This is a genomic window from uncultured Plantibacter sp. (assembly GCF_963518075.1).
GTDB lineage: Bacteria > Actinomycetota > Actinomycetes > Actinomycetales > Microbacteriaceae > Plantibacter > Plantibacter flavus_A.
In genome coordinates, this window is record NZ_CAUQHZ010000018.1 from 21,590 (window position 1) to 48,110 (window position 26,521).

23 protein-coding genes are annotated in these 26,521 nt (G+C 71.7%); 5 read left to right on the forward strand and 18 right to left on the reverse strand.

Annotated features, from left to right (window positions below; translation table 11 throughout):
* Positions 1 to 49 precede the first annotated feature (49 nt).
* The gene (locus RWN05_RS16445) at positions 50 to 802 is read right to left on the reverse strand and encodes a hypothetical protein (RefSeq protein ID WP_314140330.1); all 753 of its coding nucleotides are present in this window, start codon (positions 800 to 802) and stop codon (positions 50 to 52) included.
* Between the two features lie 377 nt (positions 803 to 1,179).
* A complete protein-coding gene (locus RWN05_RS16450) occupies positions 1,180 to 3,045 on the reverse strand; it encodes a phosphoenolpyruvate carboxykinase (GTP) (protein WP_314140352.1) in 1,866 nt (621 codons plus the stop codon).
* 123 nt (positions 3,046 to 3,168) lie between these two features.
* Here RWN05_RS16450 and RWN05_RS16455 point away from each other — a divergent pair, with 123 nt between their 5' ends.
* Positions 3,169 to 4,626 carry a helix-turn-helix transcriptional regulator gene (locus RWN05_RS16455; protein WP_071262537.1) on the forward strand — a complete coding sequence of 486 codons (1,458 nt, stop codon included), beginning with the start codon at positions 3,169 to 3,171 and terminating at the stop codon, positions 4,624 to 4,626.
* Here RWN05_RS16455 and RWN05_RS16460 read toward each other — a convergent pair.
* Positions 4,611 to 5,798: a DUF4192 family protein gene (locus tag RWN05_RS16460; protein WP_314140332.1), complete on the reverse strand. Its 1,188-nt coding sequence runs from the start codon at positions 5,796 to 5,798 to the stop codon at positions 4,611 to 4,613. The two genes, RWN05_RS16455 and RWN05_RS16460, sit on opposite strands and share 16 nt — an antisense overlap.
* A 223-nt stretch (positions 5,799 to 6,021) precedes the next feature.
* On the opposite strand from RWN05_RS16460, the gene RWN05_RS16465 reads away from it, so the two are divergent.
* Positions 6,022 to 7,746 carry a thiamine pyrophosphate-binding protein gene (locus RWN05_RS16465; RefSeq protein ID WP_079002891.1) on the forward strand — a complete coding sequence of 575 codons (1,725 nt, stop codon included), beginning with the start codon at positions 6,022 to 6,024 and terminating at the stop codon, positions 7,744 to 7,746.
* A gap of 34 nt (positions 7,747 to 7,780) precedes the next feature.
* The gene (locus tag RWN05_RS16470; protein ID WP_314140334.1) at positions 7,781 to 8,575 is read left to right on the forward strand and encodes an alpha/beta hydrolase; all 795 of its coding nucleotides are present in this window, start codon (positions 7,781 to 7,783) and stop codon (positions 8,573 to 8,575) included.
* 19 nt (positions 8,576 to 8,594) lie between these two features.
* On the opposite strand, the gene RWN05_RS16475 is transcribed toward RWN05_RS16470, so the two are convergent.
* The 3 genes from RWN05_RS16475 to RWN05_RS16485 all read right to left on the reverse strand — a co-directional run bounded on the left by RWN05_RS16475 (position 8,595) and on the right by RWN05_RS16485 (position 11,813).
* On the reverse strand, positions 8,595 to 10,865 hold the full coding sequence (locus RWN05_RS16475) for an efflux RND transporter permease subunit (protein ID WP_314140335.1): 2,271 nt from the start codon (positions 10,863 to 10,865) through the stop codon (positions 8,595 to 8,597).
* Between the two features lie 78 nt (positions 10,866 to 10,943).
* A complete protein-coding gene (locus tag RWN05_RS16480; protein WP_314140353.1) occupies positions 10,944 to 11,519 on the reverse strand; it encodes an isochorismatase family protein in 576 nt (191 codons plus the stop codon).
* A gap of 99 nt (positions 11,520 to 11,618) precedes the next feature.
* Positions 11,619 to 11,813, reverse strand: a complete 195-nt coding sequence (locus tag RWN05_RS16485) for a hypothetical protein (protein WP_064294803.1) — start codon at positions 11,811 to 11,813, stop codon at positions 11,619 to 11,621.
* A 60-nt stretch (positions 11,814 to 11,873) separates the two neighbouring features.
* On the opposite strand from RWN05_RS16485, the gene RWN05_RS16490 reads away from it, so the two are divergent.
* The gene (locus RWN05_RS16490; RefSeq protein WP_314140337.1) at positions 11,874 to 12,737 is read left to right on the forward strand and encodes an endo alpha-1,4 polygalactosaminidase; all 864 of its coding nucleotides are present in this window, start codon (positions 11,874 to 11,876) and stop codon (positions 12,735 to 12,737) included.
* 95 nt (positions 12,738 to 12,832) lie between these two features.
* The gene (locus tag RWN05_RS16495; protein WP_064294801.1) at positions 12,833 to 13,738 is read left to right on the forward strand and encodes a LysR family transcriptional regulator; all 906 of its coding nucleotides are present in this window, start codon (positions 12,833 to 12,835) and stop codon (positions 13,736 to 13,738) included.
* A gap of 12 nt (positions 13,739 to 13,750) precedes the next feature.
* Here the strand turns inward: RWN05_RS16495 and RWN05_RS16500 are convergent, their stop codons facing one another.
* The 12 genes from RWN05_RS16500 to RWN05_RS16555 all read right to left on the reverse strand — a co-directional run.
* Positions 13,751 to 15,205, reverse strand: a complete 1,455-nt coding sequence (locus tag RWN05_RS16500; protein ID WP_314140338.1) for an LCP family protein — start codon at positions 15,203 to 15,205, stop codon at positions 13,751 to 13,753.
* Positions 15,206 to 15,287: 82 nt separating this feature from the next.
* Positions 15,288 to 16,451: a CPBP family intramembrane glutamic endopeptidase gene (locus tag RWN05_RS16505; RefSeq protein WP_314140340.1), complete on the reverse strand. Its 1,164-nt coding sequence runs from the start codon at positions 16,449 to 16,451 to the stop codon at positions 15,288 to 15,290.
* A 74-nt stretch (positions 16,452 to 16,525) separates the two neighbouring features.
* Entirely contained in the window at positions 16,526 to 17,515 is a 990-nt protein-coding gene (locus tag RWN05_RS16510; protein ID WP_191941509.1) for a LacI family DNA-binding transcriptional regulator, read from the reverse strand.
* Positions 17,516 to 17,602: 87 nt separating this feature from the next.
* Positions 17,603 to 18,523: a hypothetical protein gene (locus RWN05_RS16515; protein ID WP_197479028.1), complete on the reverse strand. Its 921-nt coding sequence runs from the start codon at positions 18,521 to 18,523 to the stop codon at positions 17,603 to 17,605.
* An 84-nt stretch (positions 18,524 to 18,607) separates the two neighbouring features.
* Entirely contained in the window at positions 18,608 to 20,017 is a 1,410-nt protein-coding gene (locus RWN05_RS16520) for an L-fuculokinase (protein ID WP_205847526.1), read from the reverse strand.
* A 159-nt stretch (positions 20,018 to 20,176) separates the two neighbouring features.
* A complete protein-coding gene (locus tag RWN05_RS16525; RefSeq protein WP_314140343.1) occupies positions 20,177 to 21,232 on the reverse strand; it encodes a DUF4432 family protein in 1,056 nt (351 codons plus the stop codon).
* Between the two features lie 69 nt (positions 21,233 to 21,301).
* A complete protein-coding gene (locus RWN05_RS16530; protein ID WP_314140345.1) occupies positions 21,302 to 22,069 on the reverse strand; it encodes an SDR family oxidoreductase in 768 nt (255 codons plus the stop codon).
* Between the two features lie 57 nt (positions 22,070 to 22,126).
* The gene (locus RWN05_RS16535; protein WP_064294796.1) at positions 22,127 to 22,873 is read right to left on the reverse strand and encodes an SDR family oxidoreductase; all 747 of its coding nucleotides are present in this window, start codon (positions 22,871 to 22,873) and stop codon (positions 22,127 to 22,129) included.
* Positions 22,870 to 23,712: a class II aldolase/adducin family protein gene (locus RWN05_RS16540; RefSeq protein WP_314140346.1), complete on the reverse strand. Its 843-nt coding sequence runs from the start codon at positions 23,710 to 23,712 to the stop codon at positions 22,870 to 22,872. Before RWN05_RS16540 ends, RWN05_RS16535 begins: the two co-directional genes overlap by 4 nt.
* Positions 23,709 to 25,190 (reverse strand): FGGY-family carbohydrate kinase, encoded by a 1,482-nt coding sequence (locus tag RWN05_RS16545; protein ID WP_314140347.1) that lies wholly within the window; start codon positions 25,188 to 25,190, stop codon positions 23,709 to 23,711. The genes RWN05_RS16540 and RWN05_RS16545 overlap by 4 nt, the downstream gene beginning before the upstream one ends.
* Positions 25,187 to 26,191: a PfkB family carbohydrate kinase gene (locus RWN05_RS16550; protein ID WP_314140349.1), complete on the reverse strand. Its 1,005-nt coding sequence runs from the start codon at positions 26,189 to 26,191 to the stop codon at positions 25,187 to 25,189. The genes RWN05_RS16545 and RWN05_RS16550 overlap by 4 nt, the downstream gene beginning before the upstream one ends.
* Positions 26,188 to 26,521, reverse strand: a 334-nt coding sequence (locus RWN05_RS16555; protein WP_314140350.1) for a hypothetical protein, incomplete at its 5' end; no start/stop codon positions are given. The genes RWN05_RS16550 and RWN05_RS16555, both read right to left, overlap by 4 nt.

A 26,521-nucleotide genomic window follows, 5' to 3' on the forward strand; every position in this document is an offset into this window, starting at 1 on the left:
TTTGGGCGAATGGGTGCTCCGTCGCCCAAAAAAGGGCGAATGAACGGTGTCACGGGCGCCATCCTGCCGCAATGAGGCGCTCGCGTGCTCGGTCGATCGCGACCGCGGCACCCGCTTGCAGGTGGTGTGCGAGGAAGCGGTCGTGGGACCAGCCGAGTCTGGTGACGGCATGGATCCGGTCGACGTCCTTCGCGAACTGCCCCGGGTCGGTGGCGTGCTGGCGCCCGTCGTACTCGAACGCTGCGCGATACGCCGGGTAGGCGAGGTCGAGACGTGCGATGAATCGCCCCCAGCGATCGCGGAGTTCGTGGTTGAGCACCGGCTCCGGGAGGCCGGCACGAACGAAGGCGAGTCGGAGTTCCGTTTCCTTCGGCGATTCGGAACCAGCGCGGATCTGCGGGAGCGCGGCACGGAGTGCCCCCGCGCCGAGACGCCGGGATCCGCTGAGCGCCGCTCCGAGGTCGTCGAGCGAGCAGAGCGCTGGAAGGCGCTGGTTGAGCCACCGACCGGACGCACCACGCTCACGGATCAGATGATCGCCGACCGCGATCAGCTCATCGATGTCGAGAATCGGTCCGAGCTGACACCACATGTCGGCGGGACTCACGACCGCGAGCCTCTCGACGAGGATCGGATCGCCGAAGAGGCCCGCCAAGCGATGGCCGACGACCCCGGCAACCCTGGGCGCTCGGTCCGGCGGCCGGACGCCGACATGCACCTCGTCCCAGCGCAGCCGCGCCGGGAGCGGAGCCTCCAGGAGATGCGCGGCCGACAGGTGCGAGAAGAACTGCGCCGGTGCCATTCGCAAGGCGTACGCACGACACAGCTCCAGGTGCGCGAGATGACGCTGTTCGGGAGGCAGGTCCGCGCCCCTGCGCGGTGCAGCGAAGCTCCGAACCCCCGGGAACGGTGCCGGGACGCGCGTCGTGCGGAGGCGCTCCGGCGAGACGCCCTGCTCCAGCGCCGAGCGGACGGAGAAGGCGTGGTGATCGGGTAGATCGGTCGGCGTCATGCTTCGATCGCCGCGCGATCGGTCGATCCGCGACCGGCGTACCCTCCTCGTATCGACAAGCCGCCGCGGTCTCCAGCCTGTGGAGCGCCCTCGTCACCGGTTCATTCGCCCATCTTTGGGCACCCGAACCTCCATTCGCCCAAAATAGGGCGAATGGAGGACGAGGATCAGGATCGGAGGCGGTAGCGCAGGGCGGCGAGTTCCGCACGGAGGGCGGCCGGGACGCGGCTGCCGAAGGTGTCGAAGAAGGACTCGGTGAGGTCGCACTCGACGAGCCAGGACTCGCGGTCGACGGCGAACAGGGCGTCGAGGTCGGCCTCGGGCACGTCGATGCCGTCGAGGTTCAGCTCGTCGAGGAGCGGCAACCGGCCGATCGCCGACTCCCGTGCGTCGACCTCGTGCTCGAGCCGCCGCACGATCCACTCGACGACCCGGGAATTCTCGCCGAAGCCAGGCCACAGGAAGGAGCCGTCGGCGTCCTTCCGGAACCAGTTGACCTGGAAGATCCGCGGCGCCTTGCCGTGCTCGAGTGCACCGCCCACTCGGAGCCAGTGACTCCAGTAGTCCGCCATGTTGTAGCCGCAGAACGGGAGCATCGCGAAGGGGTCGCGACGAAGCTCCCCGACCGTGCCCTCGGCGGCCGCGGTCTGCTCGGAGGAGATCGTCGCCCCCATGAACACGCCGTGCTCCCAGCTGCTGGCCTCGACCACGAGCGGGACGTTCGTGGCGCGACGCCCGCCGAAGAGGATCGCGTCGAGCGGGACGCCGTCGGCCGCGTCCCAGTCGTCGGCGATCGACGGGCACTGCGCCGCCGCGACGGTGAACCGCGAGTTCGGGTGGGCCGCCGGGCGCCCCGACTCGGGCGTCCAGTCCTGCCCCTGCCAGTCGACGAGGTGGGCGGGCGGCTCGGGGGTCAGTCCCTCCCACCAGACGTCTCCGTCGTCGCGGAGCGCGACGTTCGTGAAGATCGTGTTGCCCCACAAGGTGTCGACGGCCGTCGCGTTCGTGCCGGCGCCCGTGCCGGGCGCGACCCCGAAGAAGCCGGCCTCCGGGTTGATGGCGTACAGACGGCCGTCGTCGCCGGGTCGGATCCACGCGATGTCGTCGCCGAGGGTCTCGACCGTCCACCCGGGGATCGTCGGACGCAGCATCGCCAGGTTGGTCTTGCCACAGGCCGAGGGGAACGCGGCGGCGATGTGGAACGCCCGGCCCTCCGGCGAGACGACCCGGACCAGCAGCATGTGCTCGGCCAACCAACCCTCGTCGCGTCCGATGACCGAGGCGATCCGCAGTGCGAAGCACTTCTTCGCGAGGAGTGCGTTACCGCCGTAGCCGGAGCCGAAGGACCACACTTCGCGCGTCTCCGGGAACTGGACGATGTACTTGGTGTCGTTGCACGGCCAGACCACGTCGGCCTGCCCCGCGTCGAGCGGGGCGCCGACCGAGTGGACGGTCCTGACCCACGGTTGTCCGTCGGCGATGAGCTCCAGCACGCGGTCACCCATCCGCGTCATGATCCCCATGCTGAGCACCGCGTACGCCGAGTCGGTGATCTGCACGCCGAGCTGCGAAAGCGGCCCGCCGACCGCGCCCATCGAGAACGGCACGACGTACATCGTGCGACCGCGCATGCTGCCGGCGAAGACCCCGTGCAGTTCGTCACGCATCACTGCGGGATCCCGCCAGTTGTTGGTCGGGCCGGCGTCCTCCTCCTGCTCGGAGCAGATGAAGGTGCGGTCCTCGACGCGCGCGACGTCGCGCGGATCGCTGCGGGCGAGGAAACTGTTCGGCCGCCACTCGGGGTTGAGCTTGATCAGCTTCCTCTCCTCGACGAGCTGGTGGGTGAGCCGGTGCGACTCGCTCGCGGAGCCGTCGACCCAGTGGATCGCGGACGGCCCCAGGAGGGCCGCGAGGTCGTCGACCCAGGCGTGCAGCTCGGCGAGGCCGGTCCGCTTCGGGCGCGGCACCGCTCGGAGCTCCGCGCGGGCGGCGAGGGCGGGTGCGGTATCGGGAATCAGTTCGGCGATGGACATGCGTTCCTCCGGCGTTGGTGGGACGGTCAAGAAGTGGTCGTAGAGCCACCATGCTTCTGATTGTGTCGATCTTCACGGGTATTCACCCTTCAAGAATTGCGGTTCTTTCGATACGGTGAAGGAATGACGCCGACTCCCACATCGACCGCCGCTGCCGAACTTCTCACGCTCGGCCATCGGATCCGGCACTTCCGGACCCGGCGAGGCCTCACCCTCGACGACCTCGGCGAACGGGTCGGGCTGGCGGCGAGCCAGCTCTCCCTCATCGAGAACGGGAAACGCGAGCCGAAGCTGTCGGTCCTGCAGGAGCTGACGACCGCGCTCGGGGTCGACCTGACCGACCTGCTGTCGAAGGAGGCACCGAACCCCCGCGCGGCACTGGAGATCGAGCTGGACCGCCTCCAGCGCAGTGCCCTCTACGGCGAGTTGACCCTGCCGATCGTCAAGCCGTCGAAAGGCATCCCCGACGAGGCCCTCCGCGCACTCGTGGGCCTGCACCGCGAACTGCAGCGGCACGCGAGCGAGGCGATCGCGACCCCGGAGGAGGCGCGGCGTGCCAACACCGAGTTGCGGGAGTGGATGCGGGAGCGCGACAACCACCTGCCCGAGATCGAGGAACTCGCGGAGTCGCGCGTGCTGCGCGCCGGGCACAGCACCGGCGCACTCACCCACCGCACGGTGAGCATCATGGCGGAACAGCTCGGCTTCGACCTCATCTACGTCAACGACCTGCCGCACTCCGCCCGCAGCGTCACCGATCTCGAGAACGGGCGCATCTACCTGCCACCGGCCTCGATCCCCGGCGGACACGGCCTGCGGTCCATGGCCCTGCAGGCGATGGCGCACCGCCTGCTCGGGCACCAGCGTCCGACGAGTTACGCCGAGTTCCTCCGGCAACGGCTCGAGATCAACTACTTCGCTGCGGCGGCGCTCATGCCGCAGACGGCCGCGGTGTCGTTCCTGCAACAGGCCAAGCGCGACCGCAACCTGGCCGTCGAGGACTTCCGCGACGCCTTCGGGGTCACCCATGAGGCCGCGGCGCTGCGCCTGACGAACCTGGCGACCGCCCGGCTCGACATGCGCCTGCACTTCCTGCGGGTCTCCGAGGACGGGGCGATCTCGAAGGCCTATGAGAACGATGCGCTGCCGCTGCCCGTCGACGTGACTGGCGCGGTGGAGGGCCAGATCGTGTGCCGGAAGTGGAGCGCACGGAACGCCTTCGCGCGGACGAACCGCACCACGGAGCTCTACCAGTACACCGACACCCCGGCCGGTACCTTCTGGTGCGCGACGCAGACCGGCACGACCGAGGCCGGGGAGTTCTCGATCTCGGTCGGCGTGCCCTGGGGCGAGGCGAAGTGGTTCCGCGGACGGGAGACCACGACGCGTGCGGTCTCCACCTGCCCGGACCCGACCTGCTGCCGTCGACCGCCGTCGGACCTCGCCGACAAGTGGCGGGAGCAGGCCTGGCCGAGCGCCCGGTTGCACACCCATATCCTCTCCCCGCTGCCGAGCGGCACCTTCCCGGGCGTCGACGACTCCGAGGTCTACGACTTCCTGGAGCGTCACGCGGCGGGCTGATCGCTGGGGGCGGCCACGCCGTCGCGTGTTCCCGGGGTGCTGCAGAACGCCCAGGCCGGGAGGTGCCCCTGGCGGATCAGCGACCCGACGGTCGCCGCCAGCGGGTGGTCCAGCTCCTCGTCGACCAGCTCGGCGAGGAAGGCGGTCGCGCGCGTGCTCTGGCCGAGCGCCCACGACAGCCAGGCGAGCATGGCGAGCGGCGCGACGCGTGCGGACTCCGACGCTCGCGCCGCGACGCCGAGGAGCAGGCTGCTCGCTGCACGGATGCGTTGGACGTCGGGATGCGGTCCGTCGCCGACCAGCAGGTGGGCGACCCGGTGGAACACCTCCGGGTCGTCCGTCCCGACCGGCAGATGCCCGTACGCGCGTTCGGCGTCGTCGAGTTCCTCGCCCAGCTCGCGCCCGAACGCCCACTGCATGAGTGCGAGATCGCTCGCCCAAGGGCGTGAGAGGCTCAGCAACAGGAAGGCCACTTCCCGGGCGGTCATCCCCTCGACGCCGCGGGCGAGCGCGTCCTCGAAGACCGCAGGAAGGCCGTCGAGTCGTTCCACGGCGTCTCCGACGTCGATCCGCCAGGTCGTGCGGGCGCGATCGACGGCCTCGTCGAGCATGGAGGCCAGTCGAGCGCAGAGCACCCGGTACTCGAGGTCGACGGCTGCGAACGTCGCCACGTCCACCGACGGGACCTCGGTCGTGACGAGCTCCCAGGGGAGCGGTGGGACCGGCGGGACCGCCGCCGAGGCCACGATCGCCGGCGGACGCCCTCCGGCGGGGAGTCCGGGGTCGAGGTAGGAGCCCCAGCCGTCAGCGGCCGAGCAGAGGGCGTCTTTGACCGTGAACCCCTGCGCGGTCGCCAGCTCGAGGACGGCGTCGGCGATCGTCCTTCCCGGCGGCTCCGCCCCGGCTCCGAACGCGTCGTCCGTGTAGACCACGGGCACGATGGCGTCGACACCCGGGGCCCGGCAGGCGAACCCGAGTGCTCGCTCCGCGGCGGCGTCCGCCACCTGCCGGTCGACGTCCGTTCCGGCAGGCAGGTGCACCTGGAGTGCGCCGCGGCTGTGACGGCCCGCGAACAGGACGACGACGAGACTCGATCTCGGAGTGCTTCCGACGAGTCCGGGGATGAGGGCGAGGAGGTCTTCGGCCGCGTTGGCCTGCACGATGTGGTTCATGGAGCCAGCCTCCGTCGAACCCGGGTCCGACTGTCCGGCAGGCGTCACGGATGTGGAGCGGATGCTGTCGCTGCCGCACTGTGCAGCGCGGTCGCCGCGGAGTAGAGTGTGCTCGTCAGACTCCGCAGCACGGGGGTCGTTGCTCGAAAAAAGGGCGATAGCGCGGCCAGCACCGGCGAGACACACACGGAATCCCATCCGTCCACGTTCTCGAAGGTCTCCCATGTCCGAACACGCTTCGTCGACCGTTCCCACGTCGACCCGCTCCTCCACCGTCTCCGCCCGGGTGGCACAGGCACTCAGCCGCCATGTCTCCGAGGTGTTCGGCGTCATGGGCAACGGCAACGCGCACCTCCTCGACGCACTCGCCACGACCAGGACCCGCTTCACCGCCATGCGTCACGAGGCCGGGGGCGTCGCCGCAGCCGACGCCTACGCCCGTGCCGGCGGCGGTCTCGCTGCCGCGACCGCGACCTACGGAGCCGGATTCACCAACACCCTGACGCCCCTCGCGGAGGCGGTGATGGCCCAGATCCCGCTGATCCTCGTCGTCGGTGACGCCCCGACCACCGGGGCCCGCCCCTGGGACGTCGACCAGTTCCAGATCGCCGCCGGGCTCGGTGCACCGACCTTCACCGTCGGTCGTGACGACGCCACCGCGACCACGCTCCGCGCCATCGAGCACGCCGTCCACCGCCGGACCGCGGTCGTGCTCGCGATCCCCTACGACCTCGCCGCCGTGGCGTCCGACGAGCCGCTGCGGGCGGACGGCACACCGCACCACCCGGCGCTCGTCCGGCCGTCCCGCGTGGAGCCCGTCGCGCGGCGCCTGGACACCGCCGCCGCCGCTCTGCGCGGCGCACATCGTCCGCTCATCCTGGCCGGGCGTGGAGCCTGGCTGGCCGACGCCGGCCCCGTCCTCGGTGAGCTCGCGGAGCTGCTCGACGCCCACACCGCGACCACGGCGCTCGGACGCGGGCTCTTCGGTTCCAGCCCCCGTGATCTCGGGGTGGCCGGCGGCTTCGCGACGGAGCACGCCGCGAGTCGCATCGCCGAGGCGGACGTCGTGCTCGTCGTCGGCGCCGGCCTCAACCAGTTCACGATGCGGTTCGGCGAGGCCTTCTCCCCCGCTGCCCACGTCATCCAGGTCGACCTCGCCGACGCCCCGACGAACGCCAGGGTCGACGAGCTCGTCCACGGTGACGCGGCCCTCGCAGCCGCAGGTCTCCTGGAACGGCTCTCCGACGGCGCGGGGTCCGGATGGGTCGCGTCGGCCGGTCACGCCCGCCCAGCACCGCACCTCGACCGCGACCTGGGTGACGGCTCCTCCGGCGACGGACTGTGCGCCGACGGGCGCCTCGACCCCCGGAACCTCGCGCACCGACTCAATGAGCTGCTCCCGGCCGACCGCACGGTCGTGCAGGACGGCGGCCACTTCATCGGCTGGGCGCCGATGTACTTCGACATCCCCTCCCCCGACCGCCTCGTCATGGTCGGGACGGCCTACCAGTCGATCGGGCTCGGGTTCCCGAGCGCGGTCGGTGCCGCGGCGGCCGGGCACACGGGCACCACCGTCCTCTGCACCGGCGACGGCGGCGGCCTCATGGCGCTCCCCGACCTCGACACCGTCATCCGCACGGTGCCGAGCGGCGTGATCGTGGTCTTCAACGACGCCGCCTACGGAGCCGAGGTCCACCAGTACGGCTCACGTGGACTCGACCAGACCCCGATGCTCATCGACGAGGTCGACTTCGCCGCCCTCGCGCGGGCGTTGGGTGGCCAGGGCGTGACGATCGACACGCTCGCGGACCTCGACGGACTCACCGACTGGGTCCACGCCGGGGCGCAGGGCGTCCTGCTGCTCGACTGCCGCATCTCCACGAGCGTCGTCGCCCCGTACCTCTCCGAGATGATGCACCAGGGACCACGACCGGTGGCCGTCGACTGAGCCTACGCCGCGCCACCGCGGGTATCGTTGACGGGTGCTTCCTCAGCCTGCCCCGACCAAACCCACCTACGTCATGTCGACGGACGGCATCCGGATCGCGACGTACCTCCACGAACCGGCTCCCGGCACAGGCGACCTCGGCACGATCGTCGCGGTGCACGGCTTCGCCTCGAGCGCCGGCCTCAACTGGGACCTCGCCGGGTGGACGCGCACACTGACGCGTGCCGGGTACCGCCTGCTGAGCCTCGACCAACGCGGTCACGGAGCCTCCGACAAACCGACGGATCCGGCCGCATACCGACTCGACATCCTCGTCGACGACGTCCTGTCCGTCCTCGACGGCTACGGCCTCGACGAGCCGCACTACCTCGGGTACTCGCTGGGCTCCCGGGTGGGTTGGCGGCTGGGTGTCCGACACCCGGACCGTGTGCGTTCCCTCAGCCTCGGCGGTCTCCCCGAGGGCGACTCGCTCCGCGACTTCGACCTGGAGTCTGCCCGTCACCATGTCAGGACCGGGACGACGATCGCGCACGCCCTGACCGACACCTACGTCACGATGGCAGAGGGCGTCCCGGGCAACGACGTGGAGGCGCTCATCGCCCTGGTGGAAGGCCTCCGCGGAGGACCCCAACCGAGCACGGCCGAGGTGCCGCCGCTGCCGATGCTGCTCGTGACCGGAGACGACGACGCGGTCGCCGCCGGCAGTCGGCGGCTCGCCGAAGCCGCCGGTGCCCGCTACGTGGGGCTGCCCGGCCGCGAGCACTTCAACGCGGTCTCGTCGCGGGCGTTCAAGGACGCCGTGCTGGCGTTCCTCACTGAGCAGGGGTAGTCGGTCGCGACCGCCTCGGTCAGGCCGCGTGCCGGTGCTCGACCCGATCCTTCGCGAGCTTCGACGGCCACCAGATGGCGCTCCCGATGTCGTGGCTGAGGGCCGGGACGAGCAGCGTCCGGACGATGATCGTGTCGAGGAGGACCCCGAACGCCACGATGAACGCGATCTGCGCGAGGAAGAGGATCGGGATGACGCCCAGCGCCGCGAACGTGGCCGCGAGCACGAGTCCGGCCGAGGTGATCACGCCACCCGTGATCGCCAGCCCCCGCAGCACGCCGGCCCTCGTCCCGACCCGCAGCGACTCCTCGCGGACCCTCGTCATGAGGAAGATGTTGTAGTCGATCCCGAGCGCCACGAGGAAGACGAAGCCGTAGAGCGGCACACTCGGGTCCGCGCCCGGGAACCCGAGCACGTGGTCGAACACGAGCGCGGAGACCCCGAGGGCCGCACCGAAGGACACCACCACGCTGAGGATCAGCAGGACCGGGGCGAGCACCGAGCGGAGCAGCAGCATGAGGATGAGGAGGATGACGGCGAGCACCACGGGGATGATGAGGTTCCGGTCGTGGATGGACGCGTCGTTCGAGTCGATGGCGGTCGCCGTGACGCCGCCGACCGGCGTGTGGGTGCCGACCTCGGCGTCGAGGGTCGAGCGCAGCTGTCGCACGCTCTCCTCCGCCGTCACGGAGTCCGGTGCCGCGTCGAGCGTCGCCTGGAGGAGGATGCGGCCGTCGTCGACCGTCGGTTCGGCGGACGCCACCGGGGTCCCCGGCGGCCCCGCGGCGGGAGCCGTGAAGACCGCCTCCCCGTCGCTCACCGTCGCATCCGCGGTGCCCGTCGCGGCGTCGCTCGACAGCACCTGGACGCTGTCGAGACCGTCAGCATCCTCGAGGATCCCGATGACCTGCGCGGCATCGCCCTCCTGCGTGAGGACGTACACGGGGCTCGCCGAGCCGGCCGGGAAGTGCTCACCGAGGGCGGCCTGACCGTCACGGGCCTCGGACGTGCCGAGGATGAGGTCGCTCTGGGCGACACCGTCCGCCTTGAGCTGGAAGACCCCGAGGCTCGCGACCAGGAGGAGCAGGGTGCTCCCGATCCAGACGACGCGGGCGTGGCGGGAGATCAGACGGGCGATCCCACCCCACAGACCGGTGGTCGGCACGGCGGTGTCGTCGGTCGATGAGGCGCGCACCCGGTGCTCGCTCCCGACCTTCGGGCGCAGCGGCCAGAACGAGGTGCGACCGCAGGCCAGCAGGAGCGCGGGGAGGAAGGTGAGCGCCGCGAGGACCGAGAAGACGATCCCGATCGAGGCGACCGGCCCGAGCGCCTTGTTCGAGTTCAGGTCGCTGAGCAGCAGGCAGAGCAGTCCGGCGATGACGGTGCCGCCCGACGCGACGATCGGCTCGAACGATCCACGGAGCGCAGCCCATGTCGCATCCCACCGCCGCTCATGGTCGCGGAGCGCCTCCCGGTACCGCGAGACGTACAGCAGCGAGTAATCGGTCGCCGCGCCGATCACGAGGATGAAGAGGATGCCCTGCACCTGGCCGTTCAGCAGGACGACGCCGGCCTTCGCGAGCCACCACACGGTGAGGAGTGCGGTGCAGAGGGCGAACAGCGAGGTGCCGAGCACGAGGAACGGGAGGACCGGCGAGCGGTACACGACGATGAGGATGAGGAAGACGGCGCCGAGCGCGGTCAGGAGGAGGATGCCGTCGATGCCGGCGAAGGCGTCGGTGAGGTCGGCGGTGAACCCCGCCGGTCCGGTGACGAAGACGTCGAGGCCGGCCGGGGCCGCTTCGGCGAGCTGTGCACGGATGGCCTCGACGACGTCGCCGACCTCTGCGTCACCGCTGATCGGGACGAAGACCTCGACCGCGGCGCCGTCCTCGGAGGGGATGGCCGGAGAGACGCCGTCGGCGACGCCCTCCGTCGAGGACAGCGCTGACAGCTCGTCGTCGATCGCCGCCCGGTCCTCGTCGGTGATCCCGCCGTCGCGGACGAACAGCACGAGGGCCGGGATGTCGTCGCCCTCCCGGAACCCGTCGAGTGCCGTCTGGACCTCGGTCGCGTCCGCGCTCGCGGGGAGGAAGCTCGTCTGGTCGTTGGTCGCGACCTCGCTCACCTTCCCGAAGTACGGACCGCCGACGCCGGCGGCCGTGAGCCAGAGGAGGATGAGGACCGCGGGGAGCACGACCCGCAGCCACCGCGGCGCACCCGCACGGTCCCGCTGCTGCGTCCGGGTGTCCGCGTCCGTCCGCGTTCCGCCGTGTCGTCCGTGCGTCATGCGCGCGCCCCGTCCTCGCCCTGCTCGAAATAATATGCAGCTAGCTTACTATCTGCATCGGGTACCCGGCGACGGAGTTCAGGCGGGGACGACGACTCCCCCGGCCTCGGCGATCTCGGCGAGCGCCGCATCCCCGGCGGCCCGGTCGACGGGCGCGACGAGACCGGCGAGGACGCGGACCTGCAGGCCATGCTCGATGGCGTCGAGGGCGCTGACCCGGACGCAGTAGTCCGTCGCGAGGCCGACGACGTCGACGTCGGTGATGCCCGCCTCGGCGAGGACCTCCCCCAGGCTCCGACCCTCCGGCGTCACGCCCTCGAAGATCGAGTATCCGTGGGCGCCCTGGCCCTTGCGGATGTGGGTGTCGACGCTCTTGGTGTCGAGCGCGTGGTGGTACTCGGCGCCTGCACTCCCCGCGACGCAGTGCACCGGCCAGTTCGTCTCGTAGTCGGGCTCACCCGTCGCGAAGTGACCGTCGTTGTCGCCCTCGGCGTCGTGCCAGTCGCGTGAGGCGAACACGTGCACGTATTCGTCCCCGTGCTCGGCCAGCAGCCGCGTGACCCCCGCGGCGACGGCCTCGCCGCCGTCCACACCGAGCGCACCGCCCTCGGTGAAGTCGTTCTGTACGTCGATGATGAAGAGCGCGCGCGCCACGATGCCTCCGGGTTGTCGTCGTCCCGCCTCGGTGAAGATGGGTTCCATCGAGGGTAACGCCGGGACCCCGACCGGGTCGGTTGGTTACGCCGCGGTGACTCAGAGGCGACGCGCGCGTTCCTTGCGGCGATCGAAGAACTGCAGACCGATGTTGACACCCATCAGGACGGTGCCGAGCAGCATGGACACGAGCCCGGCGATGCGGAACCCGACGGGCAGCTCCAGGAGCAGCGCGAAGACGATCCCGAGCACGATGAGCGCGGCACCCGCGGAGAACAACACCAGATACTTCATGCCCCAACGGTACCGGCTGAGCGACGACCCCCGGACGGGACCGCGACCTAGGGTGGAGACATGAACCGTCTCCGTCCTCGCGCGCAGCTGCTCATCGCGGCGGGCGCCGCCGTCCTGCTCGCGGTCACCGCCGCCGGCTGCTCCACCTTCCCGAGTGGTGCGAGCTCCGACACCGGACCGACCCATTCAGCGGGCGGGTTCCCCACGGACGTCGTCTTCGACTACCAGCTCGGTGGCGGCTACGAACCGGCGGCAGGGGTGGGAGGCGTCGCGCGCGACAGCACCGACTCCCCCGACCCCGACCGGTACTCCATCTGCTACGTCAACGGGTTCCAGAGCCAGCCGGCCGATCGCGAGGCCTGGCTGGCCGAGCCCGACCTGGTCCTCACCGACGACACCGGTGAACCGATCATCGACGAGAACTGGCCCGACGAACTCATCTTCGACCTCTCCACCGACGACCGTCGCGCGCGGATCGCCGAGCGGGTCGGTGCGAGCATCACCCGCTGCGCTGAGGCAGGCTTCGACGCCGTCGAGATCGACAACCTCGACTCGTACACCCGGTCCGACGGTCGACTCACCGTGGAGGACGCGATCGCCCTCGCCACCCGGTACGCCGACCTCGCCCACGACGCCGGCCTCCTCATCGGGCAGAAGAACGCCGCCGAGCTCGGCACACGTGGTCGGGACGACGTCGGGTTCGACTTCGCCGTCACGGAGGAGTGCCACCGCTTCGACGAGTGCGCCACCTACACCGAGGTGTACGGAGGCGCCGTGCTGGACATCGAGTACACCGACGACCTGCGCGGCACCTTCGACGAGGTGTGCGCCGATCCGCAGGTCCCGTTCTCCACGATCCTGCGGGACCGCGACCTCACGCCGTCGGACGACCCCGACCACGTGTTCGAGGCCTGCGCTCCGTAGGCACCGACCGGGCATCCGCTCTGTGGGGATCCCCGGCGCTCAGGCATATCCAGCAGGTGTCGGTACCGTGGAGGCATGATCCGGATCCACGACGCATGAACCTGGAGCAGCTGGAGGCGGTCGTCGCCGTCGTCGACTACGGCTCGTACGCCGCAGCGGCCGACGTCCTCCGCATCTCGCAGCCCTCGCTCACGAGACGCATCCAACGCTGCGAGACGGACCTCGGGCTCGCGCTCTTCACCCGGGTGGGTCGGCGCATGCAGGTCACCGATGCAGGCCGGTCCGTGCTCGGTCCGGCGAGACGGATGCTCCAGGAGGCGAAGGGGCTCCGCGCGCTCGCCGACGCGCAGCAGGCGCTCACCGCCGGCACGCTCCGGATCGGTGCGCTTCCCTCGCTCGTCGCGACCCACGTCCCGGAACTCGTCGCCCGGTTCCACGCCGCGCACCCAGACGTCCGCATCGAGGTCACGGGTTCCGTCGACTCCGCCGAACTGCTCGAAGCCGTCGACCTCGGGCGCATCGACCTCGGTGTCGCCGATGTGGCCACCGCCGGCCCCGGTGTCGAGGTGCGGCTCCTGGAGGAACAGCGGTTCGCGATCGTCCTCCCCGGCCTGATGACCGTCGCCGAGCGCGAGGCCGGCCACACGCCGCCGACCATCACCGGCGACGAGCTGGCTGCGCACACCCTGGTGACCCTCCCGCGCGGGACGTCGATGCGCGCTGTGACCGACGAGGCCTACGCCCGCTTCGGCGTGCAGCCACCGCGGGTGATCGTGACCACCCAGCGCGACGCGCTCACGCGGTTCGCGACCGCCGGTGTCGGGCTGACCGTGGTCCCCGAGCGGCTCGCCGACTGGGCGGCGGCGAACGGCGCCCGGGTACGCCGGTTCCCGACACCGGTCACGAGGGACATCGGCCTGCTCGTCCGCCACGACAGCCTCGGGACACCCGCAGTGAGTGCCTTCCTCCGCTTGGCGGAGCGGGTCCCACCCGGGGTCTGACGACGCCCCGCGTCAGCCGCAGAGGTCCGCGGCGGCGTTGCGGGACTCGACCTCGACGGGCGCCGGCGCGGCAGGCGGGGTCAGCGAGCCGAAGTCGTCACCGATGACGAGCACGACGTCCTCCTCGTCCGGCCCCGGTTCGCCGCTCACGACCACCGTGATCCCCAGCTCCTGGGCGAGGGAGGCGGCCGTCGCCCGAGCCGCGTCCGAGTCGCGCGCGAGCAGGACCGTCACCGGGGTGTCCGTCTCCGCGTCGCCGATCGACGCGACGGTGTAGCCGAGGGCGGTCAGGCGGTCGGCCGTCGCCGTCGCGACCCCGTTCGTCTGCGAGCCGTTGAGGACGCTGACCGCCTCGACCCGCACCGGTTCGACCGGGGCGACCGGCTCCGCCGGGGACGCGTCAGCGACTCCCGCGATCGGCACCGGGACATCGGTGGCGAGGCTCGAGAAGACGATCGCCGCGTCATCGCTCGGGACGACCCGGTTGGCGTCCGACGGTGCCTCGGTCCACGGCATCGTCAGGAAGGTGATGGCCGACGCAGGCACCTGTGAGACCCGGTGCGCGAGCGAGGTCAGGCTCGCGAGGTCGCCGAGCGCGGTGTCGACGGTGAGCGAGGAGGTGACCGCGTCCAGGAAGCGGATGAGGCGGTCCGGCCGGGTGAACACCTCGGCACTCAGCGCCCGCTGCACGATCGCGGACATCACCATCTGCTGGTTGCCGAGGCGCGAGATGTCACTGCCGTCACCCACCGCGTGCCGGGTGCGGGCGAGCGCGAGCGCCTGCGTTCCGTCGATGACCTGTGCTCCGGCGGGCAGCGCGAGGTTCGAATAGGGGTCCTCCATGTCCGCCGGCAGACACACGGCCAGCCCGTCCATGCCGTTGACGATCGCCTGGAAGCCGCTGAAGTCGAGCTCGATGAAATGGTCGATCGGCACACCGGTCATCGCTTGCACCGCGGCGACCGAGCAGGCGGCCCCCGAGTTCAACGCCGCGTTCACCATCCCGTAGTCGTCGGGCGTCCCCCGCCCGGTGTCCGTGCACATCGACAGGTCGGTCAGCGTGTCACGCGGGATCTGCATCGCGTCGATCCGCGTGTTGCCCTCGGACACATGCACGAGCACCATCGCGTCGCTGCGCTTGGTACCGGTGTCCTCGCCGTAGTCGCCGATCTCGAGGTCACGACTGTCGGAGCCGAGGAGGAGGACGTTGATCGCCGGGTCCGGTGCGCCTGGCTCCGCAGGCTCGGTCGAACGTCCGGTCGGGGCGGCGATGGCCTCGGAGCTGAGATTGCCCTGCAGCCGCAGCGCGAGCGCACCGACACCTCCGAGGAGCGCGAGCACGAGGCCGCCTGCGATGCCGACGATGAGGCGCCGGCGGCGGACCCGCGCGCTCACCCCACCGCCGTGACGGCGAGCGTGGGCGGCACGTGGGCGGACGGGTGCCTCGGGGAGATCGGGTCTGCGCATCGTCCCAGTGCACCAAGCGTCGAAGCGGCGGACAAGCAGCCTGCCCGGTGCGACTCATACGCGGCGCGCATGCGTCGGAGAATCAGCTCACGGGCGAGGCGACCTCCGAGCCACGCAGTCCGGGCACCGCACGCTTCCCGAACTGGCCGGTGACGACCAGGATGAGCGCCGTCGCTGCGAGGAGGATCCAGCCCGGCCAGCCGAGCAGGGTGCCGAACACACTGCCGGTGTCCTGCATCGACGTCGGGCTGGCGAACAGCAGCAGTGCCCCGACGGCGGCGTTCACCGCGCCGTGGGCGATCACCGCCGGCCACACCGAGGCGGAGCGGAGCCGCAACCAGCCGATGAGGACGCCGAGCAGCATGCACCAGCCCACCATCAGGAGCAGGCCGACCAGGTCGGTCCGCTGGTAGTTGTAGCCGAGGAGGATGAGCGGTGCGTGCCACACGCCCCAGACCGCCCCGGACAGCAGGAGGGCGGGCCAGGTGCCGAGCGGCAGGAGGTTCGGCAGCAACCAGCCGCGCCAGCCGAGTTCCTCCCCGAACGCGGACAGCGATGCCACCAGGACGCCGAGGGGCAGGGTGAGGAGCTGGACCAGGGCGACCGTGGTGAGGTCGTCCCGCCCGAGTTCGCCGGCGCCCGAGGCGGTCATGATGGCGGCCAGACCGGACAGGCCGACGAGGTCGAGCTCGATGAGCCCCATGGCCTGCCCGAGCAGCATGGAGCAGAACGCGAGGACGGGGAACCCGACGAGCGCCGCCGCGCAGAGCCCGAGGGTCCGGCCGAGGGGGCGCAGCGGCGCGAGTCCGAGCAGCCGCGGGATGCTCCTCGGACGGGCGACGAACAGCACCACGACGAGCGCGGCGATGGTCGGGGTGTACATCATGCCGAGGGCGATGAGCTGGAACCAGGGGTTCGCGAGTCCCTCACCTGACAGCCACAGCGGTGCGGCGATGAGCCAGGCGAGGCCCACGGCGAGCACGGTGAAGACCGTGACGGCGACCCACGGGACCCTGGTGGGCAGGATCGGGGCCAGCTCGCGGTTGCGCCGGCGCTGGCGGTCCGCCGCCGACTCCGGCTGCTGCGCGAGCACGGCGCGCCCGGCGGCACCGATCACCGGAGCCGCGGCCGGTGCCGGTGCTGGTGCCGGCGATCCGTCGGCGAGCGTCGTCCGGTTCGGTCCAGGCGCGGGCTGTCCGATCGGCGCCCAGCCGCCCTCGGTCGGTGTGTCGTCCGGTCGCTGCATGTGATCCCCCGTGGTCGCGAACAGCTTCCCACGCTACGGAGCGACGGCGCGGGGCGCATCCGCCGACCGGGGGATCACGCGGTGAGGTGACAGCCGCAGGACTCCCGCAGGAGGAGCCCGACGGGGACGACGGTGCTGCGCTCGTGCTCACCGTCCGCGTCACCGAAGCGGGCGAGCGCCCGGGTGGCGGCCAGGCGGCCCAGTCGTGCCGGGTCCTGTTCGATGACGCTGACCGCCGGATCGAGCTGGTCGGCCATCGGGAAGTCGCCGAAGCCGAGCGAGGCGATCCCCCGCGAGCGCAGCGCTGGGACGAGCGCCATCGTCACACGCGCGTTCGCCGAGAACAGGGCCGTCGGCGGGGAGGCGAGGGCGAGAAGGCCGTCGACCACGGCGGCGGCCGGTTCGCGGTCCGTCGCGTCGAGGCTGACGAGGGCGTCGTCGAGGTCGATCCCGCTCTCGGCGAGCGCCGAACGGTAGCCCTCGAGTCGGCGACGGGTGCTCGGCGGGTGTGCCGAGTCGGCGATGAAGGCGACCCGGGTGTGCCCGTGCTCGAGCAGGTGCCTCGTCGCGAGGTAGGCGCCGCGGTGGTCGTCCTCGACGAAGCTGTCGGCGTCGAGCCCACCGGGGGCCCGGTCGACGAACACGATGGGTGTGTGCTCGGCCCACGGCGCGAGCCACGACTGATCCTCCGCGACGGGCGCGAGGACGAGCCCCATGAGCTGTGAGCGGAGCAGGGAGTCGAGCACGGCACGCTCGCGCGCCGGGTCGTCGCCGATGCTCGTGACGAGGGTGGTGATGCCCGAGACGGAGCAGACCTCCTCGACGGCTCGGACGACCGCGGCGAAGAAGGGGTCGACGACGTCCGGGACCGCGACGCCGACGGAGGAGGACCGCCCGGCGCGGAAGGTGCGCGCCAGGACGTTCGGGACGTAGTTCAGCTCCCGCATGGCCGATTCGACCCGCGACCGCGTCTCGGGGAGCACGTGCGGGTCGTCGTTGAACACGCGGGAGACCGTCTTCGAGCTCACTCCGGCGAGGGACGCCACGTCCTGCATCGTGGCCATGGCTGCTCCTCGGGTGGTTCCACCTGCGTGGCGTGGTCGGATCGGGCTGGTTCGCGGGCGGCGACCGAGGACGCCGCCCGCGATCCGTCAGCGACCGGCGAGCGCGGTCTCGATGACCTGCTCGAGCTCACGGAGGCGAGGCAGCGCACGGTTCGTGAGCAGTTCCTCACGCTTCGCCGACGAGATCGAAAGGCTATCCTTCCACAGCGAACGACCGGCCATCGCGCCGCCGGCACCGTTCTCGACCGCGGTGCGGACCTGGCCGACGAAGGTCTCGTGGTCGACGCCGGCGGACAGCACGGCCCACGGCACACCGGCGGCGGCCTCGGTCACGGCTGCGGCGGCCTCGGCGGAGCCCGGGTACTGGAGCTTCAGGACCTTGGAACCGGCGGCGACGGAGATCTCCGCGGCGCCGCGCACGAGCTCGGGGAAGATCTCGGCGTAGGCTTCGTCGCTCTCGCCGTCGAGCTGGTAGACGAGGATCTCGACGATGAGCAGCACGCCCTCGGCGGTGCACTCCTCCACGAGGCGGGCGATCTCGTCGATGACGACCTGCTCGGCCTCCCGCTGGTCGGAGCGCAGGTAGAAGAGCATCTTGGCGGCGTCGCCACCGAGTTCGCGGACCCGGCGGGCGTCCATGCCGGGGACGTACTTCGTCCGGCGCAGACCGTTCTCGGTGTCGAATCCCGAGGAGTCCATGCCGACGACGAGACCGGTCGTGCGGGAGAGGGTGCGCTCGTCGACGACGAGCGGGAGGGCGACCTCCGGGTCGAGGAGGATGGCGGGTGCGTGGTTGCCGAGGAACCGGACGAGGTCGCTCTTGGCCTCGGCGAGTTCGTCACGGCTGATGCCGGCCGCGCCGTTCGGGGCGTCGGTCATGACGGCCTTCATGCCGTTGCGCTGGTCGCCGGCGACGATGAGCATGCCACCGCCCGGGGTGCTGATCGTGGCCATGGCGCGGCGTTCGAGCGTCGTCAGCTCGTTGGTCCTGGTGGCTACTGCGTTCATGAGGTGCTCCTTGTGCTTCGGATGGGGTCTGGTCCCGGCAGCGGTCGCGCCGGGGAGGATCGGTCTGAGTGGTCGGGTGGTCGGTCAGGGATGTGATCGGGATGTGGCGGGTTCGAGGAGGGCCCCGGCGAAGACGGCTGCGCCGTATGCCGTGTCCTGAGACCGGTGCGACACCTGCACGCCGGGCAGGACGGCCGCTCGGGCGCGTTGCACGGACCGCATGCCGGCCCAGCCGCCGGTGAGCAGCGCCGAGGTGGCCGGGGCGACCTCGCGGTCCATCGCCGCGATGAGCACGGCGAGTTCGTCGTTGCCGTGCCGGAGCACCGCTTCGAAGATCTCGGCCGGTCCCGCACCGTCGGCACGGACCGTGAGCTTGAGGACGCCGTCGTCGTTCCGGGCGCCCGCGACCGAGACGTCGCCGTCGCCGAGCAGCCCGCCCGCCGGGAGCGCCATGACCTCGTCGTCCAGGCGGTCGCGCCCTGCGCGGTCGGTCACCCCGACGAGCTGGAGGGTGCGACGCATGAGCAGACCGGTCTTGACGCCGGCGACGAGCACCCAGGTGCCCGGCACGACGTGACGGACGCAGTTGATGAACACCTCGGCGAGCCGCTCGCGGGCGGCGAACGGGAGTGGTTCGTCGAGGCGTCGCAGCAGGACCTCGGCCGTGCCCATCGACACGTGGTAGCGCTCGGCGGGGAACGAGCCGGTGGAGACGGCCGACACGAGGTGGTCGTGGCCGGCGACGGTCAAGGCCGCACCGGAGAAGACCGCCGGCACCCACTGGCTGCTCGCGGCGCCGAGCGGGGCACCGGCGTCGGTGAACGGCGGGAGGAACGACGCGTCGACGCCGAGGTGGTCGAGCAGCTCGGGCCACGGCTCACCGGTGTCCTGATCGAGCAGGCCGGTGCGCGACGAGAGCGAGTACTCGGCTGCCTCCTCGCCGCCGAGGGCCGCGACGAGGTACTCCGGCAGGTTGAGCCAGCGCGTTCCGGCGAGGTCGAGTCCGGCGTCACGGAGGTGGAGGAGCTTTATGACCGAGACCTGCACGCCGAGCGGCAGGCCGGTCCGACCGGCGAACTGCTCCGCGATCTCGGCGGGGAGGGCCGCGAGCTGTTCGGCGCCGCGCGGATCGAACCAGGCGATGGCGGGCGCGACGGGCCGGCCGACGGCGTCGAGGACGATCCCGGACTCCCCCATGCCGGAGACGGCGAGCGCCCGGACCCGCGCGGCCGGCCCGAACCGGTCGACGAGTTCCGCACCGACGTGGTCGAGGAGCTCCCGGACGGTGGCGATGAGGGACGCCGCCTCCATCACGGTCGTGCCGCCTGGACCGGCGAGCCACGGGGTGGGCAGCTGGTGGATGAGGACCTCGGCGCCGTCGGCGTCGGTCACGAGGATCTTGACGCCGGTGCTGCCGAGGTCGAGGCCGGCGACGAGTCGATCCGAGGCCACGGAGGTGACGGCGGTCGAGTCGAGGTTCGCAGCAGGGTGCACGGCGGTGTCCGTTCAGGTTCCGACGTCCGTGTCGGCTTCCGACGATGACTCCATGTCATCGATGTCATGGCGAGCATACCTCGTTCATGTCATCGATGACATACCCCAGCGCGAATTCTTCGGAATCCGGGAACCGGATGGTGACGGAGGCCGGTGGGCTCAGTCGCCGAAGTCGTCGGCCGCCGGCTCGAACACGATCTCGAGGTCGACCTCGAACGACTCCCCGGGCTCCACGGTCCGGCCCGCCTTCCCGCGATCCGGACCGGCCGCGTGACTCGGCCAGCAGGTGCCGGGTTCGATGCCGAGGGCGTATGACCCCGCGGCCGTGCTCCGCCACACCGTGAGGAACGGCAACTGCTCCGGTCGGAACCGGACCGTGACCGTGCCGGCCTCGCCCGACAGGGTCGCGATGGACCAGCCGTCGGGCCCGGCGACCGCGTCGAGGGCGTCGACCTGCTCGTCGGCCGCCGGCTCGGGCTCGCCGATCACCCGCCGCCAGCCACCGGGGTCCGTGCGTTCGGACCCCGCCCCGCCGGGGACGTCGGCCTCGGCCGCCACGACGGCACCGCCGTGCAGCAGCGGCCAGCCGAGGTTCACGTGGTAGAGCAGGCGCACCGGCTCGGCGACGAACCCCTCGTTCCGGACGACGTCGTGCAGACGGATCCGCGCGACGCCGACCTCCGCTCGGATGCTGCGGGTCACCGTGAGGTTCTGCTGGAACACGGCGCCCTCGCGGAGCAGGCCGTCGACGAGGAGCTCGTAGCGGCCCGCCGCGGTCCATCGCCCCTCGCGGCGGGTCACGGTCGCCGGGATGCGATGCGCCCGACCGTGCATCCCACCGTCCGCCTCCGCGGCCAGGCCGACCGCGGTGAGCCCGCAGGTCGTCAGCAGGCCGCCCTGCCAGCGGCGGGCCCAGCTCTCGGCCTGCGGAGCGGTCGTCGGTGCGACGAACGACACGACCTCGCCGTTCCAGGAGGCCTCGCCGAGGTCGAGGAACTGGTCGACCTCGACCGTTACCTCGAGTCCGCCGAGGTGGCGCAGTTCGACCTGGCGCCGGCCCGTCGACGGCCCGTCGTCGACGCGGACTGCACGCGGAGCCCACGCACGCTCGACGGCACCGGATCGGGCCTCGACGAAGCGTCGACGCCTGGCGCCCCACACGGCGTCGCGGTCGGCCTGGTCGTCAGGCGTCTGTTCGGGCGGCGTCGTCGTCATTGCGGGTCCTCGGGTCGGTGCGGTCGGGTCGGTGTGGTCGGGTCGAACGGTTCGGCGGGTGGGGCCGGCTCAGAGGGCGGTGTAGCCGCCGTCGATGACGAGGCTCTGGCCCGTGAGGTACGAGGAGGCGTCGGATGCGAGCAGCAGGACGAGCCCGTGGAGGTCCTCGGGCTGACCCATCCGGCCCGCCGGGATGGCCGCGGTCCACTCGGCGGCCAGGTCGGGGTTCGCCTCGGTGAACTCACGGGTCATGTCTGAGAGGAAGTACCCGGGGGCGATCGCGTTGACGCGGACACCGGAGGGTGCCCACTCGACCGCGAGCGACGACGCGAGGTGACTGACCGCCGCCTTCGACGCGTTGTAGGAGGCCTGGAACTGCGGCTGGTTCACGATGAACGCCGACATCGACGAGATGAAGACCGCCGAGGCGGGCCGGCCCGCGGCGATGGCTCGACGGGCGAAGGACTGCGCGGCGAAGAAGGTGCCGTCGAGGTTCACGGCGAGCACCTTCCGCCAGGTGTCCGCCGGCACGTCGACGCTGTCGCCCCAGATGGTGATGCCCGCCGCGGTCACGAGCAGCGACGGCGCGCCGAGCTCGGCCTCGGCAGCGGCGAAGGCGGCCTCGACGGCGGTGGCGTCGGTGACGTCGACCGCATGCGCAGAGGTGTGGACGCCGTACTCGGACGCCAACCGCTCGGCCGACTCGTGGACGGTCGGCAAGAGGTCGAGCAACGCCACCTGGACGCCCTGCGCGGCGAGCGCCGTGGCGATCGAGTAGCCGAGCCCGCGGGCCCCGCCGGTGATGACGGCCGTACGGCCGTGGAGGTCAGAGAACATGTGTGGTCCTTCGATCGGGGCGGGCTGATGGAGGTGTCGTCGGGCGACGCGAGTCGCTCAGATCTCCTGGTCGGTGGGCAGGATGACGAGGTCGCGGATGGTGACGTGTCGGGGTCTGGTGAGCATGAAGAGCACGGCGTCGGCGACGTCCTCGGAGCGGATGCCGGTGCGTGCGGCAATCTGGTCCTCCACGCCTGAGGCCCCCTCGGCGATCCCCCACAGCTCGTTGAGCACGACGCCGGGGGCGACCGCGCCCATCCGCACCCCGGATCCGACGAGGTTCCGCCGGGTGGTGTGGACGAACGACTGCATGGCGTGTTTCGTCGCGGAGTAGACGGGCTCCCAGTGGATGTCCTGGTGACCGGACACCGAGCTCGTCACCAGGACGTCGCCCGCACCCTGCTCGACGAGGTGCGGCAGCGCTGCGCGAACCGTCGCCATCGCTCCGAGGACGTTGACGCCGACGAGCTCCTCGATCGCGGTCATCGGGGTGTCGACGACATCACCACCGACGTAGAGGCCCGCGTTGGCGAGGACGATGTCGAGGCGTCCGAAGGCGGCGAGCGCCAGCGCGACGGCCTGCTCGGACACGGCGGGGTCGGCGAGGTCGCCCGCCAGGAAGACGCTCGGTGTCGGCAGGGCGTCGGCGACGGCCGAGAGTCGCTCGGTGGAGCGTCCCACGAGGACCGTGCGCACCCCGGCGGCGGCGAGCGCCTGGGCGTACGAGCGGCCGATGCCCGAGGACGCTCCGGTGATGATCGCGACCTGCCCGGTGAGGTCGGTGGCGCTGGTCGGCTGGCTCATGTCGTGGTCCTTCCGTGCGCCGTCCCGGCGCGGTGGGTCGTGGATTCCTGTGCGGCGAGCGCGGCTCGACGCAGCAGTTCGTCGGGTCTCGTGTCGATGCGTGCGACGGCCTCGTCGCTCAGGTACACCGGCCCGCCCGCGGCGAGCGTTCCGAGGAGCACCTGGGCGACCTTCACGGCCATCTCGGTGATCCGGAGGACCTCGGCCGCACTGGAACCGAGGGCGAACATCCCGTGGTTCTGCAGGTACACGACCTTCGGCACCCGGCCGGTCGTGGCGAGCTGCCCACGGAGCATCCGGCGGACCGTGCGGGCGAGTTCGAGCCCGGGGTCGACGTACGGCACGAGCACCGGATCGGTGCCGAGGACCACGATCTGGTCGGGGAAGAGCGAACCGCGGGTCAGGGTGTCGGCCGACGGCGAGCAGAGCAGGGCGTTGACCGGCACGGGGTGGGTGTGGCCGACCGCGACGACGCCGGGCAGGTCGAGGCAGACGGCGTGGAGGATCGCCTCCACCGAGGGGCGCCGACCGTTCCCCGCGAGCGCCGCGGCATCGAACAGCGCAGCCACCTCGGCGTCCCCGCCCGCGTGCGAGTCGACGAGGTCGAGCACCGGTCCGATCGCGAGACGGACCGCGTCGTCGGCGGTCGCCACGGCCATGGATGCGCCGCTCGCCTTCACGAGCATCGCCCGAGCACCGTCCTCTGGCAGGAGCAGGGAGGTGTTGCCCTCCGCCAGGAGCGCCCACGCCCGATCGGGGCGGCCGAGGTCGTGCGAGAAGGCGACGAAGCGGTCGAGGAGGTCCGTCTCGGTCTCAGGCTGGTCGGTGCGCTCGGTCATGTCGGTGTCCGCTCATGGTCGTTGTCATGGTCGTGATCGTCCTGGCCGTGCCGGTAGACCGCGTCGAGCGACGGCGCGTGACGGGCCGCGACGAGTTGCACGGCCAGGTTGCCGAGCGCCGAAGCCTCCGCCGGGCCGACGGTGACCGGAAGACCGGTCCGTGCCGCCGTGCGGGCACACAGGAGCCGGTTGCGCGATCCGCCGCCGACGATGCGGACCGAACGGATCGTCACCCCGGTGATCGTCTCGCAGGCCCGGACCGTCTCGGCGTAGGCGACCGCGAGGCTCTCGACCACGCTGCGCACGGTGTCGCTCCGTCCGCCCGGTGGACGCTGTCCGGTCTCCCGGCAAAGCGTCGCGATGCGTTCCGGCATGTCCCCCGGCACGAGCAGGCGTGGGTCGGCGACGTCGAACACGGCGGGCGTGACGTCCGTGGCCGCGTCTGTTTCTGCCTCCGACACGGCCGCCACGAGTTCGACGAGGTCGAGCGCCCTCCCGTCCTCGGCGGACCAGGCGCGGGCGCACTCCGTGAGCAGCCACATCCCCGCCAGGTTGCGGAGGAGCAGGGAGGATCCGGCGGCACCGGCCTCGTTCGTGAAGCCGGCGTCCCGCGCGTGCTCCGTGAGCACCGGCGCCGGCAGGCACACCCCGACGAGGGACCAGCTGCCGCTCGAGACGAGGAGCTCCGCGCCGTCCGGGCGGGCGAAGGCGAGTGCGGACGCGGTGTCGTGCTCCGCGACGCGGTGGACGGGGATCGGCACGCTCGACCCGAGACGCGCGGTGACCTCCGGCGTCGTCGGGCCGGCGACCGTCCCCGGTGCGACCACCGGCGGGAAGTCGAAGCCGTCGAGACCCCAGCGACGGATGAGCTCCGCCGCCCAGTCGCCGGTGCCCTGATCGAGCAGCTGCGTCGTCGAGGCGATCGTGCGCTCCGCTCCGACGACGCCTGTGAGCAGCCACACCCAGAGGTCCGGGACGAGCAACACGGTCGGGCGATCGCCGTCGGCTCGGCGGACGTCGAGCTCCTCGGCGCGGGACCGCAGCTGGTATGAGGTGTTGATGGTCTGCTCCAGCACGCCGGTCACCGCGTAGGCCGTCGCGGCGTCGACGAGCACGGCGGCACGGGCCGGACCGTCGGCGTCGGCGCCGCGGTGATGCGACACGGTCGGGAACGCGGTACCGGTGCCGACGCCCACGAGTGCGACGTCGACGCCCCAGCTGTCGACCCCGATCCCGTCGAGCACACCGCCCGCGGCCGCTGCGATCCGGACGGCCTCCGCGAGCCCGACGAGGGTCTCCTCGAACAGGCGCTCCGCATCCCACCGGAGTCGACCGTCCTGCGTGATCGGGCCGTTGGGGAACCGGTGCACCTCGGTGAGCGCCAAGCGGCCGTCGGCCCAGCGACCGAGCATGACGCGACCGCTCGACGCACCGAGGTCCACGGCGGCGTGGAAGCGTGGAACGGCCTGATCGATCATGGCGTCGCCGTCTCGTCGCGTGGCGGCGTGGCCGGCTCGCTCAGCGGTGTCGTCGGGTCGGGGTCCTGGACGGCGACCGGTGTGGTCAGCGCCTCGAGGGAGGTGAGGATGGTCGTCGCGCTCGACACGGCGAGCGCACCCCAGGCGGCGGCCGACGCGACCGCGGCCGCCGGGTCGTCTCGGCCGTCCTCGCCATGGAGTCCGACGAGGAATCCGGCCAACGAGGCGTCGCCGGCTCCGGCCGTGTTCACGACCGTGGCTGCGACATGCGCGTGCCACAGCCCCGCCGCGGTGCGGAGGAGCGCCCCGTCGGCGCCCATACTCACGTAGACGAGGTCGCAGCCGGCACGGTGCAGTTCGTCGGCGGCGGAGGCGACGTCGCCGATCGTCAGCAGCTCACGGCCGGTGAGCTCGGCGAGCTCGTGCGCGTTCGGTTTGAGCAGGTGGACGAGGTCGAGGTTCGCGACGGCGGTCTCGAGCGCCGCACCCGCGGTGTCGACGGCCACGCGCGCTCCCCGCTCACCCGCCTGCCGGAGCAACTGGAGGATGTCGACGGGGCCGGTGCCGCCCTGGACCGTCGGGATCGTGCCGGAGAGGACGAGCCAGTCCGCGCCGATCCGGTCGATCTCCGCGCCGGAGGTGGCGACGACGGCGGCCCAGTCCTCGGCACGCAGCGGGATCGCCGGTTCGTTGACCTTGGTCGTCCCGGTCGCGGCGTCGAGGATGGTCGTGTTCACCCGCGTCCGACCGTCGGTCGGGACGACGGCGAGCAACGTCCGGAGCGCCGGGTCGTCGGCGAGGATCCGTCCGTCCGCACCCATCGGCACCACCGCACGGACCGGGAGCGGCGAGAGGGTGACCGCCCGCGCGACGTTGACGCCCTTCCCGCTCAGCTCGGTGGACACGCCCACCGCCCGGTTGACGTCGCCGAGTCGGAGCCCGTCGACGCGATAGGTCTGGTCGATCGCGGCCGCCGGCGTGACCGTCACGATGCCGCTCATGCGTCCGCCCCGGCCGTCTCGACGCGGACGCCGGTCGAGCGGAGGCTGTCGAGGGTCGGTTCGTCGACGCCCTGGTGCACCACCGCCACGTCGAGGCGGGCGGCCGGGACGGAGGCCGCGAGGCCGTGAGCGCCGAACGTCGCCGGGTCGGCCAGGAGGATCGCCGCGGAGGCGAGTTCGACCGCGGCCGCGACGACCGCCGCCTCCTCCGGCGAGGCGTGGAGCAGTCGGCCGTCCGCGGAGACACCGAGCGCCTCGACGACCGCGACGTCGAGGCGGAGGCCGGCGAGCTGCTCGCGCGCCCAGGCGCCGGTGAGGACGCCGCGCCCG